Below are 19,745 nucleotides of genomic sequence, written 5' to 3'. Positions count from 1 at the left end.
TTCGGGGGTACCCGGGCGACGAAGCGTCAACCGCCAGCGACCTCTGTGCTTAGAGGTTGTCGGATCCTCCCGGCTTCGGCAGGGAGAGGATGCCAAATGGACCGCTACCCGCTGGTCTCCGTGCCCTCGCGCCCGCTGATCGTCAAGCACCTTGCCGACGCCGCCCGGTACCACGGCACCACCATGGTCGCCCACGGCTGCACCGGCAGGGGCAACGACCAGGTCCGCCTCGAGGCCGGGCTCGCCGCCCTCCTCGCCGAGCTCAGGGTCCCGGCCCCGGTCCGCGGCTCCGGTGTGACCCGCGACAGGGCCATCGCCTTCGCCGAGGACGGGGGGCCGCCGATCGACGTCAGCAGGAAGTCGCCCCACTCCATCGACCAGAACCTCTTCGGCCGCGCGGTGGAGACCGGTTTCCTGGAGGACATCCGGAACGGTCCCGTCGAGGACCTCTACGACTACACCCAGGACCCCGCCCAGGAGCGCGAGCCCGACGAGCTCGTCTACGACGGCCTGTGGTTCTCCCCGCTCAAGGACGCGCTGCGGACCTTCGTCACCGAGGCCAACAAGAACGTCACCGGCGACATCCGCATGGTCCTGCACGGCGGCCGCGCCGTGGTCACCGGCCGCCGCAGCGAGGCGTCCCTGTACGACTACGGCCTGGCCACCTACGACACCGGCGACACCTACGACCAGTCCCTGGCCCGCGGCTTCATCGACGTCTTCGGCATGCCCGCGAAGATCGCCCACCTGCGCGACCAGCGCCGTACCAGGTAAGACCCCCGGCGGTGCGGGGCCGTCCGGCTCCGCACCACCCGCACACCACACGTCAAGGAGACTTCCATGGCCGACCAGCCCGAGGCGCTGCGCCTGTGGGGAGGCCGCTTCGAGGGCGGCCCCGACCAGGCCCTGGCGCGGCTGTCGCTGAGCACCCACTTCGACTGGCGCCTGGCCCGCCACGACATCGCCGGCTCGCGCGCCCACGCCCGCGCGCTGCACCGCGCCGGGCTGCTCACCGCCGACGAGCTGGAGCGCATGCTCGTGGGCCTGGACCGGCTGGAGGCCGACGTGGCCTCCGGGGCGTTCACCCCCGTCCTGGAGGACGAGGACGTGCACACCGCTCTGGAGCGCGGTTTCATCGAGCGGGTCGGCCCAGAGCTGGGCGGTCGGCTGCGCGCCGGGCGTTCGCGCAACGACCAGATCGCCACCCTCGTCCGCATGTACCTGCGCGAGGAGGCACGCCAGATCGCCGACCAGCTCCTGGACCTGGTGCAGGCCCTGGCGGACCAGGCGGCGGCCCACCCCGGCGCCGCCATGCCCGGCCGCACCCACCTGCAACACGCCCAGCCCGTGCTGCTCGCCCACCACCTCATGGCGCACGCCTGGCCGCTGGTGCGCGACGTCGAGCGGCTGCGCGACTGGGACCGCCGCGCCGCGGTCTCCGCCTACGGCTCCGGCGCCCTGGCCGGGTCCTCCCTGGGACTGGACCCCCAGGCGGTCGCCACCGAGCTGGGCTTCCCCGACTCGGTGGACAACTCCATCGACGGCACCGCCGCCCGCGACGTGGTCGCCGAGTTCTCCTTCGTCACCGCCATGATCGGGGTGGACCTGTCCCGGCTGTCGGAGGAGGTCATCCTGTGGGCGACCAAGGAGTTCTCCTTCGTCACGCTCGACGACGCCTTCTCCACCGGCTCCTCGATCATGCCGCAGAAGAAGAACCCCGACGTGGCCGAGCTCGCACGCGGCAAGGCCGGGCGCCTGGTCGGTGACCTGGCCGGGCTGCTCACGACCCTCAAGGGGCTCCCGCTGGCCTACAACCGCGACCTGCAGGAGGACAAGGAGCCGGTCTTCGACGCGGTGGACACCCTGCACCTGCTGCTGCCCGCCATGACCGGCATGGTCGCCACCATGGCCTTCCACGCCGACCGGATGGCCGAGCTGGCCCCGCAGGGCTTCTCCCTGGCCACCGACATCGCCGAGTGGCTGGTGCGCGAGCGCGTGCCCTTCCGGGAGGCGCACGAGATCGCGGGCACCTGCGTGCGGGTGTGCGAGGAGCGCGGCATCGACCTGCCCGACCTCGGCGACGACGACCTCGCCGCCATCTCCGGGCACCTGACCCCGGCGGTGCGCGAGGTCCTCACCGTGCCCGGGTCGCTGGCCTCCCGGTCCGGCAAGGGCGGCACGGCGCCGGTCCGGGTCGCCGAGCAGCTGGAGCGGCTGCGCGCGGGGATCGACGAGCACCGGAAGGGCTTCGTCGCCTGATCCCGCCCGTCGCCCTCCCGCCACCCTCAACGGCCGGCCTGCGGCCGCGGTAGTTCTCCCTGTCGCCCTCCCACCACCCTCAACGGTCGGCCTGCGGCCGCGGCGGCTCTCCCCCGTTCGGGCGCGCGTCCGCACCGGACGCGCGCCCGAACGCGTTCGTACGGCTCCCTCCCGCGACCGCGTCCACGGCGCCCGCGTTCTCCTCGCGCCCATTTTGGAATTAGCCCCGCGAGGTCGGTGAGAGTGCGATAGCGTCCTGAGTCTGTGGGCACCAAGCGTGGTGTGCCCTGTGCGCACCGTAGTGGCCTCCCCGGCTCGGGGACCGCCGGCGTACCAGCCCGGTGCGCGGTGCACCCACGCTCGACAGGCGCCGCGACCAGTCCGTGGGAGGAACGCAATGGGGAACACGGGAGGCACCGGCCGAGGCGGCATCAGGGCTCAGATCAACAAGATCGTGCTGATCCCCAGCATCACCTTCCTGGCACTGTTCGTCGTGCTCAGCACGGCCACGCTCGTCCAGGCGGTGTCGCTGCGTGCCGCGGTCGGCGACGGACGGGCCGGCATCCAGCTCGCCGAGGCCCTCACCCGGCTACAGGAGGAACGCCGGCTGAGCGCCGAGTACCTCGCCGCGCCCGGAGAGGACGGGCGCGAGGCGCTGACCGAGGCGGCCGACCGGACCGACGAGGCGCTCACGTCCGTACGCGAGCTGCGCGACGACCTCGGGGACCAGGACGATCCGGCCACCGCGCCCCTCGTCGAGGACTTCTTCGCGTCACTGGACGCCGTCGACGAGCTGCGTACCGAGAGCCTCTCCGACCCCGGCCCGGCCGACGACGCCGTCACCGCCTACACCACCGCCATCGAACAGGGCATCCTCCTCTACGCCAGCACGGCGCGCTCCCTGGACAACGGGCCCGCCACCGCCGAGGCCGCCGCCACCACCGACCTGATGTGGGCCCAGGAGAGCTTCAGCCACGCCGACGCGCTCATCGGCGTCGTCCTCGCCGGGGACGCCCTGGACCGCGACCAGCAGGTACGGATCGCCGCTCTCATCGCCGACGCCCGACACCGTGTCGACACCGTGCACCCCGGCGCCGACGACCGCGGGTCCTCCGCGGTGGGCGCCCTCGCCGGGAGCAGGGCATGGCAGGACGCCCTCGCCATCGCCGACACCCTCGCCCGCCACGAGGCGCCCGTCAGCGTCGACCCCGCCACGTCCGAGCAGACCCGCGACTCCGAACCGCCCTCCGGGGCCGGTGACTGGCGCGAGCACGCCGACCAGGTCAACGCCGCCATGGGCGAGGCGACCACCGAGCGCGCGGGCTCCGTCGTCGGCGCCACCGAGGACGCCAGCTCCTGGATGCTCACCCTCGCCGTGGGCGGCAGCATCCTCTCGCTGTTCGCGGGCACCCTCGCCTACGGTGTGGCCTCCCGCTCCGCCGGGCGGCTCACCTACCGGCTCGCCCAACTGCGCGCCGACACCCTGGGCACCGCGCGCAGCGACCTGCCCCGCATCGTGCGCCGCCTGGAGGCGGGCGACCCCGTCGACCTCGACACCGAGATGAAGCAGCTCGACCACGGCGACGACGAGGTGGGCCAGGTCGCCGACGCCTTCAACATCGCCCAGCGCACCGCCGTGGGCGCCGCCGTCAAGCAGGCCGACATCCGTGCGGGCGTCAACCGGGTCTTCCTCGGCATCGCACACCGCCACCAGTCCCTCCTGCAACGCCAGATCCAGCTTCTGGACCGCGTCGAACGCGAGGAGGAGGACCCCGACCTGCTGGAGAGCCTCTTCCAGCTCGACCACCTGGCCACCCGGGGCCGCCGCCACGCCGAGAACCTCATCATCCTGGGCGGCGCCCAGCCCGGTCGGCGCTGGCGCCGGCCCGTCCCGCTCGTGGACGTCCTGCGCGGCGCCATCTCCGAGACCGAGGAGTACGCCAGGGTCCGGCTGACCTCCGCCCCCGACCTGTCACTGTCCGGCGCCGCCGTGGCCGACGTCATCCACCTGCTCGCCGAGCTCGTCGAGAACGCCACCGCCTACTCGCCGCCGCACACCGAGGTCACCATCGCCACCGAGTCCGTGCCCAGGGGCGTGGCCGTGGAGATCGAGGACCGCGGCCTGGGCATGACCGAGGAGGTCCTGGCCAACTCCAACAGGACGCTCAGCGAGGCGCCCGAGTTCGACGTCATGACGCCCGGCGCGGACTCGCACCTGGGACTGTTCGTGGTCGCGCGCCTCGCCGCCAAGCACGACATCCGGGTCCAGCTGCGGCACTCGCCCTACGGCGGGACCCGGGCGGTGGTGCTCGTCCCCAACGCCCTCGTCGCCGCCTCCTCCACCGCACCCGAGCGGCCCCGCGCCGCCGTCCGGCAGGGCACCCACTCAACGGTGCAGGAGCCGCCGGGGCCGGAGGAGCCCGCCGACCTGCTCGCCGTGGGCGAGCCCTCACACCACGTCCGCCCCGTGCTGCGCCCGGTGCCCCGGCACGGCGGCGACGACGGCGGGCGCGTGGCCGAGAACCCCGGCCGTACCCCCCTGCTGCGCCGGGTCCCCCCGCCGACCCCCGAACCGCCTTCCGCGCCCGCGGAGCACGGCACGCACCCCGACGCCGGTCCCTCGGCCCCCGCCGAGCGGGTCGGCACCGGACCGGGCCGCGCCGGACTGCCCAGGCGCAGGCGCCAGGCCAGCCTCGCCCCTCAACTCATGACCGAACCCGTGGTGGAGCGGACCGACCCCGCCCCGGCGGGTTCCGACGAGAGGACCCCCGAACAGGCACGGCGGATGATGAACGCCTTCAGCGCCGGGACCCGGCGCGGTCGGGCCGCGGACATCGACGCCGACGTCGACGCCGACAGGCGTGGACACAGCAGTGACGGTCAGGTCGGCGTGAGCGCCGACGATCACATGGGAGAGAGCGACTGACATGGTGGGCAAGAGCATGGCCGCGGACAACCTGGACTGGCTCCTGGACGACCTGGTCGACCGCGTCGTCGGTGCCGAGCACGCGATCGTGCTGTCGGCCGACGGGCTGTTGCTCGGACGCTCGCGAGGGCTGGTCCCGGAGGACGCCGAGCACCTGTCGGCCCTGGCCTCGGCGTTCCAGAGCCTGGCACGGGGAACGGGACGGCACTTCGGCGGCGGCGACGTCCGCCAGACGGTGGTGGAGATGGAGCACTCCTACCTCTTCGTCACCGCGGCGGGCGCGGGAGCGTGTCTGTCGGTACTGGCCACCGAGGACGCGGACGTCGGGCTGGTCGCCTACGAGATGAACCTGAGGGTCAAGCGGGTGGGCCAGTTCCTCACGGCCGCGCCGCGCAGGCCCGGTCAGCTCACCGCCACGGGAGGAGCCGGTTCGTGAGCACGTCCGAAGAGCGGTACGGAGTACGCGCACCCGACCCCGGCGACGACCCGGCGGACCAGGCGCCCGGCCGCCGGTCGGCACCGTGGCACCGGGGCCGCGGACATCCCACATCCGAGGGGCCGTCGCTGGGGGTCGCGCTCGGCGACGCGCCCACGGGTCCCCTGGTGCGGCCCTACACCATGACCCGGGGCCGCACCCGTCCGTCCACCGGCCCGCGCCTGGACCTGGTCACCATCGTGGTCACCGCGCGCGACCTCAAGGAGCGGAACAGGGAACCGGAGCACGAGGCGATCATGCGTCTCTGCCACAGACCGATATCGGTGGCGGAGATCTCCGCCCGGCTCGACATCCCCCTGACCGTCGTCAGGGTGCTCCTGGGAGACCTCCTCGCCGACGGCGACGTGCGGACCAGGGCGACCATGACGCAGCTTCCCGAGAAGAAAGTACTTCAGGCGGTACTCGATGGCATCCGCAGACTCTGAGACCAGGCCGCAGGAGGCGATCCCCCAGGCGGTCAAGATCATCATCGCCGGGGGGTTCGGCGCGGGCAAGACCACCCTGGTCGCCTCCGTCAGCGAGATCACCCCTCTGAGCACCGAGGAGGTGATGACCGAGGCCAGTTACGGTGTGGACGACATCGGGGGAGTGGAGCACAAGACCACCACCACGGTCGCCCTGGACTTCGGCCGGATCACCATCAACGACGACGTCGTCCTGTACCTGTTCGGCACCCCCGGCCAGGACCGGTTCTGGTTCATGTGGGACGAACTGGCGGAGGGGGCGCTGGGCGCGGTCGTCCTGGCCGACACCCGCCGCCTGGACACCTGCTTCCACGCCGTGGACTTCTTCGAACGGCGGGGGGTGCCGTTCGTGGTCGCGGTGAACCGCTTCGAGGGCTCCACCGTCTACCGTGAGGAGGAGGTCCGCCAGGCGCTGGACGTCTCCGCCGATGTACCCATCATCCTGGCCGACGCCCGCGAGCGCGGATCCTGCAAAGAGGTGCTGGTCGAACTGGTCACCCACGTGATCCGGGGGCGCGATCCCGTCATGAGCGGCTGATCTCCGCGGGGTACCACCCCGGGCGCTCCCTGCGGATTCGATCCGGTATACGTTCGGAGGGACACGCCCATGAAACAGGGTGCCGAACGCTACAATGTCGCGGCAGTGACCACCGTCCGACCGGGCACCCCCATCCGCCTCTCATCTGAATCCTGGTATGCGAAACTCTGATCGACTTCCTCCACGCGAACTGCCCAAGCGCCGTTCCGGCCGCCACCGCAACCCCCTGTCCTTCGACAACTGGTTCGGTACCCCCGCCCTGATCATGGCGGTCCCAGGCACGGCCGAAGCGGCGAAGTGCGCCGACGGCGAGTCGATCGGTGCCCGGATGGCCGACCTCGTGCGCGCCTACCGCCCCGAGGTCACCATCCGCTACGGACACACCGAAGGCGACGAACAGACCCTCGTCGAGGCGCTCCACGGCCTGGAGCACTCCGACAAACGGCCCCTGTCCGGCGTCGTCGTCCCGCTGGTCACGGCCCCGCACACGGGGGTGTCCGCCGCCATCGAGGCGGCCGTCGCCCGGACCGGTGCCGACGCGCGCGTCACCGAGGGCCTGGGCCCGCACCCGATGCTCGCCGAGGTGCTGCACCTGCGCCTGGCCGAGGCCGGATACGTGCGCGCCGACCGCATGCGCCTGATCAGCGTGGTCGCCCGCGACACCACCATGACGGACGGTGTGGTGGTCGGGGCCGTCGGCGGTGAGGGCGCCGTCGGGGCCGCCGGTGTGACCGCCGTGCTGCTCGCCGCGCGCCTGGGCCTGACCGTGCTGCCCGCCGACCTGGAGAACGAGGCGGCGGTCGAGCAGATGGTGGGCCAACTGCGTCAGGGCGGCTGCCAGCGCCCGGTCATCGCGCCCAGCGCCCTGGGGCCGGAACTGCCCCGCGAGGAGCTGGAGGCGCTCGCCGCGCGCCACGGGGCCAGGCTCGGTGACCCCCTGGGCTCGGACAGCCTGCTGGGCAAGATCGCCGCCCTGCGCTATGCCGAGGTCCTGAACTCGCTGGGCGTGGAGCAGCCGCCCACGGTCGAGGAACTGCCCGCACCGGTGGGATCCCGGCACCGACCGGAGAACTGAGGAGCGGGTGTAGGAACGCGACACGCCGTGCTCCGTGGAGCATCAGGCGCCCCAGGGCCGCCCGTACAGCGGGCGGCCCTTCGTCGTCCCCACCGGAGGACCTGCGGTTTCGCCCCCGTCGGGAACTCCGCCGGCACACCCCGCGTAGAGGCACCGTCAAAGAAAAGGCAACTGATAGTGATCGTTTGACAGCATAAAGCAAGAATCTTTCGATAGCCTCGGCACGACCGAAAGCCGCCGAGGCACCCTCCCGGAGCCCGGCAACCGCACAGGCTGGAGGGGGCCGCCATGCGACGCACCCGCGACAACGCGCCCACGATCCGCGGGCAGCTCACCCGCATCGTGTTGATCCCGAGCCTGTGTTTCCTCGCCCTCTGGCTCGCCGTCGCCGCCGGCGGCACGTTCCAGGCCGTCCAGCTCATGGGCGCCGTCGCCCAGGCGCGTGAGGGAACACAGGTCTTCTCCGACGTGTCCAAGGAGCTGCGCGCCGAACGCAGGCTCTCCGTGATCCATCTGGGCCGCCTCGAAGGCGGCGGCTCCGACACCCTGGTGAGCTCCGCCCTCGACGAGCAGCGCGAGGCCACCGACACCGCCATGGCGAAGGCCGTCGCCTTCGCCGAAAAGCTCCAGGGCACCCGCGACCACGAGGTCCAGCGCAGCGCGACCGCCTTCCTGGACACTCCCGAGGTCCTGGCGGAGTCCCGGCTGCGCCTGGACGAGAACACCGTCGGACAGGAGGAGACCCTCATGCGCTACGGCGGGGTCCTGGACTCCGCCGCCGGCGCCATCACCGCGCTCGTGCACAGCACCGACGGCGGGGAGAACCTCACCGACGCCGTCCTGGTCAGCGAGCTCCTGAACGCGCGCTCCGCCTACGCCACCGCCGACGCCCTGCTCGCGGGCAACATCGCCCGCGGGGAGATGAGCTACGAGGAGACGGCGCACTTCACCTACCTCACCGCCTCCTACCGCGGCACCCTGGACTCGGCCGACTCGGTCATGCACCCGAGCGTCCGGGCACGCTATGACGCGATGACCTCCCAGCAGTCCTGGAACCGCGCCGAGGAGCTCAGCCGCCAGGTGGTCACCCGGCCCCCCATCGCCGAGCCCCGACCGACCGGTCCCGCCGAGCCGGAAGGACAGGACGAGCCGGACGGCCCGGGGGACGGCGAGTCCGACATCCGGTGGAACACCGACATCGACGTCGACGCCGACGAGTGGGACGGCTCCTCGGCCCAGGCCGTACTGGCGATGGACGAGCTGGTCCGGGCCCAGACCGGACGCACCGTCGACCTGGCCTGGAACGCCGCCCTGCTACAGATCTCCCTCGCCGCGGCGGCGGCCGGACTGACCCTGGTCTGCGGTATCGCCGCCATCTCCGTGGTCGGCCGCTCCTCACGGCGCCTCACCGACCGGCTGGCCCGCCTGCGCGGACAGATCCTGGAGCGCGACGAGGACCTGCCCGACATCGTCGACCGGGCCCAGCGCGGCGAGAAGGTCGACGTCCAGGAGGAGCTGCCGCAGCTGGACGAGTGCGGGGACGACGAGATCGGGCAGGTCGCCGAGGCCTTCGACGCCGCCCAGCTCACCGCCGTGGAGTCGGCGGTGCGCCAGGCCGAGATCCGACGGGGCGCCAACCGCGCCTACCTGGGCATCGCCTTCCGCAACCAGAACCTGGTCCAGCGCCAGCTACGGCTGCTCGACGAGATCGAACAGCACGAGCAGGACTCCGAGGCGCTGCGCCGGCTGTTCCGACTGGACCACCTGGTGACCCGGGCGCGCCGCTACTCCGACAACCTCATCATCCTGGGCGGCGGCCAGTCGGTACGCCGCTGGCGCCAGCCGCGTCCGCTCGTGGACGTGCTGCGCGCGGCCATCGCCGAGACCGAGGACTTCGAGCGGGTCCGCCTGATCTCCGCGCCCCGTGTGCTCATGCACGGCCAGGTGGTCGCCGACGTGGTGCACCTGCTCGCCGAACTGGTGGAGAACGCCACCCAGTTCTCCCCGGCGGGCACTCCCGTGGACGTCAGCTGCACCCCGGCCGCGGAAGGACTGGTGGTGGAGGTCGAGGACCGCGGCCTGGGCATGTCCGAGCACGGGTACGAGGAGGCCCGGCGCACCCTCAAGCAGCCTCCGGAGTTCGACGTGATGGCGCTGCCGGACGATCCCCGCCTGGGCCTGTTCGTGGTGTCCCGCCTGGCCGACCGGCACGGCGTGCGGGTGTGGTTGCAGCCCTCGCCCTACGGGGGCACCCGGGCGACCACGCTCATCCCCGCCTCGCTGCTGGAGCCGGTGGAGAACACCGTGACGGTCACGGACGCGCTGACGGGCGGCAACGGTCCGATGGGCGGCCCGGTGGGACCGCACGGGACGGCGTCCCAGACCGGTCCCCTCCCGCTGCACGGCTCCCCGCCCGGCAACGGGGCGGCGCACCCGCCGGTCGGCCCGGGGCACAGCGGTCCACAGACGCCTGTGCGGACCGGTCCCCAGGGACCCTTCCCGACCGGGCCGCAGGAGCCGTTCCGGACCGGATCCCAAAAACCCGTGCAGACCGATCCCCAAGGGGCTTTCCAGACAGACGCGCAGAGGCCCGTGCACACCGGGCCGCAGGGGCCCTTCCCTAGCGGCCCGCAGCCCTCCTTCACGGCGCCGACCGTTCGGACCGGCCCCCAGAGGACCCTCCCCCGCAGGGCCGTCCCGCCGAACGGGCACACCCGCCCCGAGGACCCGGCGCACCGGCCGCCCGCACCGCCCGCACCCACGCCACCGAGGGGGAACGGTGAGGACTGACGGCGTACACGGCCACGAGGCGGTCGCCGGAGCGCTCCCCGAGGAGACGGTCCGGGGACCTGCGCCGGAAGCCCCGGGCCACGACGAGGAGTTCGGGCAGGAACGCTTCCTGCGCCCCTTCGCCGTGACCGCGGGCGATCCCGACACCCCGGCCGTCCTCGGCCCCGAACCCTCGGGGATCGACATGCTCAGCCTGGTCGTCGCCGCGCGCGTCCCGGGCCGCCACGAGTGGCTGCGCCCCGAGCGCGAGACCATCCTCGGCCACGCCCTGCGCGCCCGTACCGTGGTCGAACTCGCCGCCGAGGTGCACCTGCCGGTCGGCCAGGTCAGGGGTATCGTCGCCGCCATGATCGCCGACGGGTCGCTCCAGCGCTGCGGCCCCTCGCGGCCCCTCGCCCGCCAGGACATCCTGCACGCCGTCCTGGTGGGACTGCGCTCGCTCTGACCGGGAGGCCCGGCCCCGCCCGCCGGACGGGCGGAGAGTGCCCGGCGGGGCCGGTACGCGGCGCAGCGGGGTGCGCGTCCGCCGAACATGCCCTAGCGTGCCGCCATGCGCAGCACCGAACACATCGGAGTCATCGGAGCGGGAATCGTCGGCCTGGCCCTGGCGCGCCGCCTCGTCCTCCACCGCCCCGGCACCCGCGTCACCGTCCTGGAGAAGGAGGACCGGGTCGCCGCGCACCAGACCGGCCACAACAGCGGCGTCGTCCACGCGGGGCTCTACTACAGGCCCGGCTCCCTCAAGGCCACCCTGTGCCGCCGCGGCGCCGGCCTGCTCAGGGACTACTGCGCCGAGCACGGGCTGCCCTACCAGGAGGTCGGCAAGGTCCTGGTGGCCGCCGGCACCGACGACGAGGCCCGCCTGGACGACATCGAGCGCCGTGCCAGGGACAACGGCGTCCCCGGTGTCACCCGGCTCGGCCCGGAGGGGCTGCGCGCGGTCGAGCCCCACGCGGCCGGGACCGGAGCCCTGTACTCGCCCGGCACAGCCGTCACCGACTTCTCCGCCGTCGCCGAACAGCTCGCCGACGACGTGCGCCGCTCCGGCGGCCGTGTCCTGCTCGACACCCCCGTGCTGGACCTGCGCCAGGACCACGGCGGCGTCCGCGTCCTCACCGGAGACCCGCGGGGTGAGCGGCTCGTCCACCGCTTCGACCGCCTGGTGCTCTGCGGCGGGCTGCACAGCGACCGCCTCGCACGCATGGCCGGAGCCGCCGACGACCCCAGGGTGGTGCCCTTCCGCGGCCAGTACCACGAACTCGTCCCCGAACGCCGCCACCTGGTCAAGGGCCTGCTCTATCCAGTCCCCGACCCCCGGTACCCCTTCCTGGGGGTACACCTGACCCGCCACGTCCACGGCGAGGTCATGGCCGGGCCCAACGCGATCCTCGCCACCGCGCTGGAGGGGTACCGGGCCCGCGACCTGAGCACCGGCGAACTCGCGCGGACCCTGTCCTGGCCCGGGTTCTGGCGCCTGGCCCGCCACCACTGGACCGTGGGCGCCAAGGAGGTCCTCGTGTCGGCCTCGCGCGCGGTCTTCGCCGCCCAGGCACGGCGGCTGCTGCCCGAACTGGCCGCCGCCGACCTGCGCCCGGCACCGGCCGGGGTGCGCGCCCAGGCCCTGGCCCGGGACGGCTCCCTGCTCGACGACTTCCACGTCGACACCCACGGGCGGGTCGTGTGCGTGCGCAACGCGCCCTCGCCCGCGGCCACGTCCTCGCTGGCGATCGCCGAGTTCCTCACCGACACGTTCGTCTCCTGACCCCGCGGGTACACCGTCCCGACGCGGGCCCGGTGCGTGTCGGGACGGGTTTTCCACAGGCTGGAGGACACCCTGGTGGTGGCCTCCGCGGCGCCTCACCATAGGAGGCGGCGCTGGTCCGGGACGGCCCCGTGACCGCCGCCGGAGGTGGCCATGCGCGTTGTCCGGTGGGTCGCGGCGGTCCTCGCCGCCGCGCTCGCGCTCGTACTCACCGCGGCCCCGGCCGCCACCAGCCCACGAGGGGGAGAGTTGGACGGATTCACCATCGGGCACCTGCCCGACCAGATCGACGACCGGACCTCGGTCTCCGACTTCGAGTACGAGTGGGGCGACGTGTCCTTCTCCAGCCGGGTGTGGGAGAGGACGGTGGAGGGAGGAGGGGCCAGGGTCGTCCTGCAGGTCCTGGTCATGCGCGGCACCGGGCTCACCGACCTGGCGGCCGTCCGCGACTTCCTCGCCGAGTACCACGAGCGCGCGCCCGACTGGGAGCTCACCGAGTTCGACAACAACGGCCGTACCGCCCTGCACGGCGAGACCGAGGCCTTCTGGACGCCGGCCGAGGGCGTGGCGGTGGAGGTCCGCGACGCCTTCGGCCTCGTCGGCCAGGAGGAGCTGCTGGCCACCGCGCGCGGTGTCGGAGCCGAGAACCCGGGCTGAGCGGACCCGGCGCGGCCTCAGCAGCCGGCGAGCACCTCGCGCAGCGCCGCCTCCTCGTCCGGGTCCACGGTCAGGTCCCACGTGTGCTTGACCTCGATCCACGAGACCACGTAGTCGCAGTGCGAGGACTCCAGCGGCGGCAGCCAGTCCGCGGGGTCGGAGTCGCCCTTGGACCGGTTGCTCGACGCACTGACCGCCCACAGCTGGGAGGAGTCCAGGTCGTTGGCGAAGCGCTCGCGCTTCTCCGTCGTCCACGCGTGGGCGCCCGAACGCCAGCCCTCGTTCAGGGCCACCATGTGGTCGATGTCCAGCTCGCCGGAGTCGGTGAAGGTCTCACCGTCATAGGGGCTGTGCCAGGAACCGGCCACCGGATCGCAGTCCTCGTCCACCTCCACGCCCTCGCCGTCGCGCTGGAGGACCACCTGCCGGGTGTCGCAGCCGTCCTTCGAGGTCCAGTGCGGGAACAGGGACCGGTCGTACCCGGAAGGGTCGTTCTCCGCCTCCACGCGGAGCTCCTCCAGCCGTTCACGGGCCTGCTCCACCGACAAGGAGGAGCCGTCCGTCGAGGGCTTGGAGGAGGTGTCATCGCCCTGGGGCTGGGCGGTACCTCCCTGTTGGTCCAGGGTGCACGCGGCGAGGGCGAGGACGCCGAACACGGTGAGCGCGACACCGCCGATCTTCGACGGGGCCTTCTTGGGCATCAGGGGCTCCAAAGCGGGTTGGGCGCCGTGCACGGACGGCGCACGGCCGTGCCACCAGCTTGGCCCATGCCGGGTCCGGCGCAAGCACCGCCGGGGCCAGGAGTTCCTCACCGCAGAGGGGCGCGACCGCCGCGGACCGGGGGCTCATGTCCCGAGGAGGTCGAACAGGAGGGAGCCCACCAGGAGCAGGCCGACGCCCGCGCCGTACAGCCACGCCCTGGTGCGGCTCGGCTGGTCCCGGAACGTGCGCCAGGCGTACAGGACCGTGCCCGCCAGTACCAGCGCGCCCTCGACCACGGCCGTCACCGCGGGGAACTCCCACAGCCCGAGCCCCAGGAGCGGCAGCCCGCCCGCGCCACCGGGCAGGACCACCAGGTCCGGCCGGTGCACCAGCAGGTCCAGGAGCCAGTGGCTGAACACCACACCGCCCAGGACCACGCCGGCGTCACGTCCCCACCGGTCCCGAAGGAACACGTGCGTCAGTCCGCCCACGAGTAACGCCAGCACCAGGTCGCCGACCAGGGCATGTGAGTACTCCGCGGTGATCAGGAGGGACCCGTAACCGCTCAGACCGGGCTCGGCCGGTTCCCCGACCTCGATCCCCAGCGCGGCCAGCGGCAGGAAGACCAGGTCCGGTAGCTGTGTCGCCACCAGAAGCGCGCCCATGGGAATTTCCGGACGCAGGGCCCTGACGATCCCCGCCACTCCGAAGTGTCCGGCCAGCATCAGCCACGGCTCCGTCTCATGTCCGCTGCTCCCTCTGCGCCGGGCCACTGCCCGAGTGCGCGTATGAATCCCTCCAGCAGGAGGGCGTAGGTCCGGTCCACGTCCTCGGGGAGCCCGAAGCCGCCGTGCGTCTCCAGGTCCACGAACCCGTGCAGCGTGCTGCGCAGCGTCCGGATCGCGTGCACCATCTGGTCCTCGGGGATCCCGAACCCGCGAAGCACCGCCGCGAGTACCGGCACGGGGTCGGTGGTCAGGCCCGGCTCGGCTCCGGCCAGCCCGGGCAACTGCTGCAGGGCGGTGTAGCGCCCGGGGTGGGTGTGCGCGTAACGGCGGTAGGCGTCGGCCACCGCACGCAGCGCGTCGGGTCCGGACCGGCCCACGGCGGCCCGCTGGACCCACTCGCCGAGTCCGTTCGCGCCCAGCAGCGCCACCTCCCGTCGCAGCCCCGCCAGTCCGTCGACGTGTTTGTACAGGCTGGGCGTGGCGACTCCGAGCCGTTGGGCGACCGCGGCCAGGGACAGGGAGCGGAAGCCCTCCTCGTCGCTGAGCCGCGCCGCCTCCTCTGCCACCAGCGCCGGCGTCAGACCCGCTCTAGGCACGGGACACGACCTCCCCGATCAGGGCCTCCAGGGCGGGTACGACCACGTCGGGCCGCTGGGACTGGGGGTAGTGGCCGCACTCGGGCACCATCACGACGGAACCGCGGACCACCGAGGCCGCCCACTCGGCCTCGGCGCGCGGGTCCTTCCAGTCGGGGTCCCGCTCGCCCACGACCACCACGGCCCCCACCCGCGACTCCACGGCCTCCAGGACCTCCTCGTGGGGCGCGTGGACGGTGTCGTACACGGCGCGGTACCTGTCGGCCGGGCGCAGCATCCGCAGCACGCGGTCCAGGTGCTCCCGGTGCCCCTCGGGGGTGCGCCCGGTGTTCAGGCCGTCGTAGTAGCGCGTCAGCACCCGGGGGCCCCACGGCCGGACCAGCATGAGCCGCAGCGCGATCCGTACGAACAGGGAGGGGCCGGGCTGGCGGAGGAAGGGCGCCAGCAGGGCGACGCCGGCCACCAGGTCGGGCCGCTCCCTCGCGGCGATGGCCACGGCCGCCCCGCCCATGGAGTTGCCCACCATCACCACGTCCTCCCCGCCCAGCTCCTCGGCGAGTGCGACGGCGTCGGTGGCCGCCGCCCGGTTGGTGTGGTCGTCGAAGGTGGCGTCGCTGTCCCCGTGGCCGCGCAGGTCCATGGCGGCGACCCGGTACCCGGCCCCGGCGAGCGCGGTGCCGACGAAGCGGAAGGAGGCCCGGTGGTCGAACATGCCGGGCACGCAGACCACGAGGGTCCCGGTGTTCTCCGCTCCGTAGAGGTCGTAGGCGATCCGTCCCCGGGGGCGGTCGAGGTGGTGCATCGTGGAGCTCCTCACGCTCTGGCTCATGTCCATAGCCTGAAAGCTAATGCTATTAGCCAAGCGGGTCAAGGGGGCCGGTCGGGGTTTCCCACGGGATTCGGGGCCGCGCGGGGAGGAGGTCCGCGAGCAGCGGCCTGTGAGCAGCGGCTCGGGGACAGCCGATAGCGTGGAGGCGGGCCGAAAACCAGATGTCCGTCCGCGGCATACGGCCCTACACTTCAAGGCAGATCGAGTCCCACGGGGCCCGCCTACACAACAGAGAGCAACACAGTGACCGACATCATCGACGAACTCCAGTGGCGCGGCCTGCTCGCGCAGACGACCGACCTTGACGCACTGCGCAAGGCGCTCGCCGATGGTCCGATCACCCTGTATTGCGGATTCGACCCGACGGCGGGCAGCCTGCACGTGGGCCACCTCACCCAGATCCTGACCCTGGCCCGCTTCCAGCAGGCGGGACACCGTCCGATCGCCCTGGTCGGAGGCGGTACGGGTCTCATCGGCGACCCCAAGCCCAGCGCCGAGCGGCAGCTCAACTCACAGGAGACCGTGCGGGGCTGGGTCGGCAACCTGGCCGCGCAGCTGTCCGCGTTCCTGCGCTTCACCCCCGAGGGCGAACAGCCGGAGCCGACCGACGCCGTCCTCGCCGACAACTCCGAGTGGCTCGGCGAGATCAGCGCCATCGAACTGCTGCGCGACGTCGGCAAGCACTTCAGCATCAACCAGATGCTCGCCCGGGAGACGGTGAAGAGCCGCCTCGACGGCGAGGGGATGAGCTACACCGAGTTCAGCTACGTGCTGCTGCAGTCCTACGACTACGTGCAGCTCTACCGGCGCTACGGCTGCACGTTGCAGACCGGCGGCTCCGACCAGTGGGGCAACATCACCGCGGGCCTGGACCTGGTCCGCAGGATGGACGGCAACGAGCCGCACGGCCAGGCGCACGCGCTGACCACGAACCTGCTCACCAAGGCGGACGGGACCAAGTTCGGCAAGACCGAGTCCGGCAGCGTCTGGCTCGACCCCGAACTGACCTCGCCGTACGCCTTCTACCAGTTCTGGTTCAACGCCGACGACCGCGACGTGGTGCGCTACCTCAGGACCTTCAGCTTCCGCGGCCGGAGCGAGATCGAGGAGCTGGAGCGCCAGACCGAGGAGCGTCCGCAGGCACGCGCCGCCCAGCGCACCCTGGCCGAGGACCTCACCACGCTGGTGCACGGCGAGGAGGAGTGCCGCAAGGTCAAGGAGGCCAGCCTGGCGCTGTTCGGCCGGGCGGACCTGTCCGAGCTGGACGCCCGCACGCTGGAAGCGGCGCTGTCCGAGGTGCCCAAGGCCGAGGTCGGCGGTTCCGTGGACGAACTGCTCGTGACCGACCTGTTCGCGCAGAGCGGCCTGGCGCCGAGCAAGTCCGCGGCCCGCCGCGCGATCCAGGAGGGCGGGGCCTACGTGAACAACGTCAAGGTCACCGACGTGGAGGCCAGGCTCAGCGCCGAGGACGTGCTCGGGGAGCGCTTCGTGGTGCTGCGCAAGGGCAAGCGCAACATCGGCGGTGTCGTCCTCAACGGCTGACCGGCCGACCGGCACACCGATCCACGGGCCGGCGCCCGCAAGGCGCCGGCCCGTGGCCGTGTCCGGGAACGTTTGTTTGGGGATGAGGGTTTCGAGAGGAAACCTTCCGGGAAGAACGCCTCCTGTCTGACACAAACAGCCAACACGCGGACCTGGTGTTGAGGACCGCGTACGAGGGGCCTTCACAAGCCGCCCACACGGGGCGACGGGGTCCCGGACCCCGGGTTCGACACCTGGTCCGGGCTCTGATTTGACGCTTGCCCCCACGCTCCGTATAGTCGAAAGAGTCGCTGCGGGACGGCGAGGATCCCTCGGGGTCGCTCGGAACCGGACCGCGATCACAGACTCTCCCTCCACACCGAACCGGTTCGAGCACTGCTTTCGGGCCGGTAAGCTCGGAGGGCGCCTCCACGGAAACGCGGAAGCGAAACGGGCTTTACCCCGATCAGGAACACACAAACCGCCGGTTTGGCGGAATGCGGAACACCTGATAAAGTGAAGACACAACAAAGCGGAAACGCACAACAGCGCCTTCCACGGAAAAGCGACAGGTTCCCTGAGGAACCGGGCTTGTACGGGATGAGCGGTTGTTTCTTGAGAACTCAACAGCGCGTGTTTGATTTTCTTTAAGCCATGTTTGTTTTGGCCCCACCACACTTCGGTGTGGAGGGTTCCTTTGATGAACCGGGGCAACCCGGTTGGTCAGGATTACTTCTAGGTTTACCCGCCCAGGCCTCGCGCCGGGCAGGGTTGAGTGACCTTTATGGAGAGTTTGATCCTGGCTCAGGACGAACGCTGGCGGCGTGCTTAACACATGCAAGTCGAGCGGTAAGGCCCTTCGGGGTACACGAGCGGCGAACGGGTGAGTAACACGTGAGCAACCTGCCCCTGACTCCGGGATAAGCGGTGGAAACGCCGTCTAATACCGGATACGACCCATGGTCTCCTGACCGTGGGTGGAAAGTTTTTCGGTCGGGGATGGGCTCGCGGCCTATCAGCTTGTTGGTGGGGTAACAGCCTACCAAGGCGATTACGGGTAGCCGGCCTGAGAGGGCGACCGGCCACACTGGGACTGAGACACGGCCCAGACTCCTACGGGAGGCAGCAGTGGGGAATATTGCGCAATGGGCGAAAGCCTGACGCAGCGACGCCGCGTGGGGGATGACGGCCTTCGGGTTGTAAACCTCTTTTACCACCAACGCAGGCTCCCGGTTCTCTGGGGGTTGACGGTAGGTGGGGAATAAGGACCGGCTAACTACGTGCCAGCAGCCGCGGTAATACGTAGGGTCCGAGCGTTGTCCGGAATTATTGGGCGTAAAGAGCTCGTAGGCGGCGTGTCGCGTCTGCTGTGAAAGACCGGGGCTTAACCCCGGTTCTGCAGTGGATACGGGCATGCTAGAGGTAGGTAGGGGAGACTGGAATTCCTGGTGTAGCGGTGAAATGCGCAGATATCAGGAGGAACACCGGTGGCGAAGGCGGGTCTCTGGGCCTTACCTGACGCTGAGGAGCGAAAGCATGGGGAGCGAACAGGATTAGATACCCTGGTAGTCCATGCCGTAAACGTTGGGCGCTAGGTGTGGGGACTTTCCACGGTTTCCGCGCCGTAGCTAACGCATTAAGCGCCCCGCCTGGGGAGTACGGCCGCAAGGCTAAAACTCAAAGGAATTGACGGGGGCCCGCACAAGCGGCGGAGCATGTTGCTTAATTCGACGCAACGCGAAGAACCTTACCAAGGTTTGACATCACCCGTGGACCTGCAGAGATGTGGGGTCATTTAGTTGGCGGGTGACAGGTGGTGCATGGCTGTCGTCAGCTCGTGTCGTGAGATGTTGGGTTAAGTCCCGCAACGAGCGCAACCCTTATTCCATGTTGCCAGCACGTAATGGTGGGGACTCATGGGAGACTGCCGGGGTCAACTCGGAGGAAGGTGGGGATGACGTCAAGTCATCATGCCCCTTATGTCTTGGGCTGCAAACATGCTACAATGGCCGGTACAATGGGCGTGCGATGCCGCAAGGTGGAGCGAATCCCTAAAAGCCGGTCTCAGTTCGGATTGGGGTCTGCAACTCGACCCCATGAAGGTGGAGTCGCTAGTAATCGCGGATCAGCAACGCCGCGGTGAATACGTTCCCGGGCCTTGTACACACCGCCCGTCACGTCATGAAAGTCGGCAACACCCGAAACTTGCGGCCTAACCCTTCGGGGAGGGAGTGAGTGAAGGTGGGGCTGGCGATTGGGACGAAGTCGTAACAAGGTAGCCGTACCGGAAGGTGCGGCTGGATCACCTCCTTTCTAAGGAGTCTTTTGCAGGCCGACTGTTTCCTATGGTCGGCCGGACTCAAAAGTGGACCCGTCACCCTCTGGGGTGCTCGGGAGTGGCT

General features: G+C 71.1%; 15 protein-coding genes, 1 rRNA gene and 1 pseudogene. 13 read left to right on the top strand and 4 right to left on the bottom strand.

Features of this window, described 5'->3' with window-relative positions; genetic code table 11:
• Nucleotides 1-66: 66 nt before the first annotated feature.
• From NOSIN_RS13350 to NOSIN_RS13300, 11 genes and pseudogenes are all read left to right on the top strand, one after another.
• Nucleotides 67-774 (top strand): annotated as a pseudogene (locus NOSIN_RS13350) (argininosuccinate synthase domain-containing protein); the annotation flags it as partial.
• A gap of 66 nt (nt 775-840) precedes the next feature.
• A complete protein-coding gene (gene argH, locus NOSIN_RS13345) occupies nt 841-2,259 on the top strand; it encodes an argininosuccinate lyase (RefSeq protein ID WP_077691053.1) in 1,419 nt (472 codons plus the stop codon).
• A gap of 397 nt (nt 2,260-2,656) precedes the next feature.
• Nucleotides 2,657-5,185, top strand: coding sequence for a sensor histidine kinase (locus NOSIN_RS13340; protein ID WP_077691052.1), 2,529 nt, complete (start codon nt 2,657-2,659; stop codon nt 5,183-5,185).
• Between the two features lies 1 nt (nt 5,186).
• Nucleotides 5,187-5,621 carry a roadblock/LC7 domain-containing protein gene (locus tag NOSIN_RS13335; RefSeq protein WP_077691051.1) on the top strand — a complete coding sequence of 145 codons (435 nt, stop codon included), beginning with the start codon at nt 5,187-5,189 and terminating at the stop codon, nt 5,619-5,621.
• Complete coding sequence (locus NOSIN_RS13330; protein ID WP_236743364.1) at nt 5,618-6,106, top strand: DUF742 domain-containing protein; 489 nt, start codon at nt 5,618-5,620, stop codon at nt 6,104-6,106. The genes NOSIN_RS13335 and NOSIN_RS13330 overlap by 4 nt, the downstream gene beginning before the upstream one ends.
• A complete protein-coding gene (locus NOSIN_RS13325) occupies nt 6,087-6,683 on the top strand; it encodes a GTP-binding protein (protein ID WP_077691050.1) in 597 nt (198 codons plus the stop codon). Before NOSIN_RS13330 ends, NOSIN_RS13325 begins: the two co-directional genes overlap by 20 nt.
• 157 nt (nt 6,684-6,840) lie before the next feature.
• Nucleotides 6,841-7,758: a sirohydrochlorin chelatase gene (locus tag NOSIN_RS13320; RefSeq protein WP_077691049.1), complete on the top strand. Its 918-nt coding sequence runs from the start codon at nt 6,841-6,843 to the stop codon at nt 7,756-7,758.
• A gap of 288 nt (nt 7,759-8,046) precedes the next feature.
• Nucleotides 8,047-10,548 carry a sensor histidine kinase gene (locus NOSIN_RS13315; RefSeq protein ID WP_077691048.1) on the top strand — a complete coding sequence of 834 codons (2,502 nt, stop codon included), beginning with the start codon at nt 8,047-8,049 and terminating at the stop codon, nt 10,546-10,548.
• A complete protein-coding gene (locus NOSIN_RS13310; protein ID WP_077691047.1) occupies nt 10,538-10,993 on the top strand; it encodes a DUF742 domain-containing protein in 456 nt (151 codons plus the stop codon). The genes NOSIN_RS13315 and NOSIN_RS13310 overlap by 11 nt, the downstream gene beginning before the upstream one ends.
• A gap of 105 nt (nt 10,994-11,098) precedes the next feature.
• Complete coding sequence (lhgO, locus tag NOSIN_RS13305; protein ID WP_077691046.1) at nt 11,099-12,310, top strand: L-2-hydroxyglutarate oxidase; 1,212 nt, start codon at nt 11,099-11,101, stop codon at nt 12,308-12,310.
• 249 nt (nt 12,311-12,559) lie between these two features.
• Entirely contained in the window at nt 12,560-12,967 is a 408-nt protein-coding gene (locus NOSIN_RS13300) for a hypothetical protein (RefSeq protein WP_077693572.1), read from the top strand.
• A gap of 17 nt (nt 12,968-12,984) precedes the next feature.
• Here NOSIN_RS13300 and NOSIN_RS13295 read toward each other — a convergent pair whose 3' ends face one another.
• The 4 genes from NOSIN_RS13295 to NOSIN_RS13280 all read right to left on the bottom strand — a co-directional run bounded on the left by NOSIN_RS13295 (nt 12,985) and on the right by NOSIN_RS13280 (nt 15,795).
• Nucleotides 12,985-13,668, bottom strand: a complete 684-nt coding sequence (locus NOSIN_RS13295; protein ID WP_077691045.1) for an HNH endonuclease family protein — start codon at nt 13,666-13,668, stop codon at nt 12,985-12,987.
• Nucleotides 13,669-13,812: 144 nt separating this feature from the next.
• The gene (locus NOSIN_RS13290; protein ID WP_077691044.1) at nt 13,813-14,394 is read right to left on the bottom strand and encodes a permease; all 582 of its coding nucleotides are present in this window, start codon (nt 14,392-14,394) and stop codon (nt 13,813-13,815) included.
• The gene (locus NOSIN_RS13285) at nt 14,394-14,993 is read right to left on the bottom strand and encodes a TetR/AcrR family transcriptional regulator (RefSeq protein ID WP_077691043.1); all 600 of its coding nucleotides are present in this window, start codon (nt 14,991-14,993) and stop codon (nt 14,394-14,396) included. The genes NOSIN_RS13290 and NOSIN_RS13285 overlap by 1 nt, the downstream gene beginning before the upstream one ends.
• Complete coding sequence (locus NOSIN_RS13280) at nt 14,986-15,795, bottom strand: alpha/beta fold hydrolase (protein WP_077691042.1); 810 nt, start codon at nt 15,793-15,795, stop codon at nt 14,986-14,988. Before NOSIN_RS13280 ends, NOSIN_RS13285 begins: the two co-directional genes overlap by 8 nt.
• A 270-nt stretch (nt 15,796-16,065) precedes the next feature.
• Between NOSIN_RS13280 and tyrS the strand changes: the two genes are divergently transcribed.
• Nucleotides 16,066-17,364 carry a tyrosine--tRNA ligase gene (tyrS, locus tag NOSIN_RS13275; protein ID WP_077691041.1) on the top strand — a complete coding sequence of 433 codons (1,299 nt, stop codon included), beginning with the start codon at nt 16,066-16,068 and terminating at the stop codon, nt 17,362-17,364.
• A 760-nt stretch (nt 17,365-18,124) separates the two neighbouring features.
• Nucleotides 18,125-19,656 (top strand): 16S ribosomal RNA (locus NOSIN_RS13270).
• The last annotated feature ends 89 nt before the right edge of the window (nt 19,657-19,745 follow it).

Source organism: Nocardiopsis sinuspersici, assembly GCF_001998325.1.
Lineage (GTDB): Bacteria > Actinomycetota > Actinomycetes > Streptosporangiales > Streptosporangiaceae > Nocardiopsis > Nocardiopsis sinuspersici.
The sequence above is the reverse complement of the archived record's forward strand: the minus strand, read 5'-3'. Positions and strand labels throughout refer to the sequence as shown.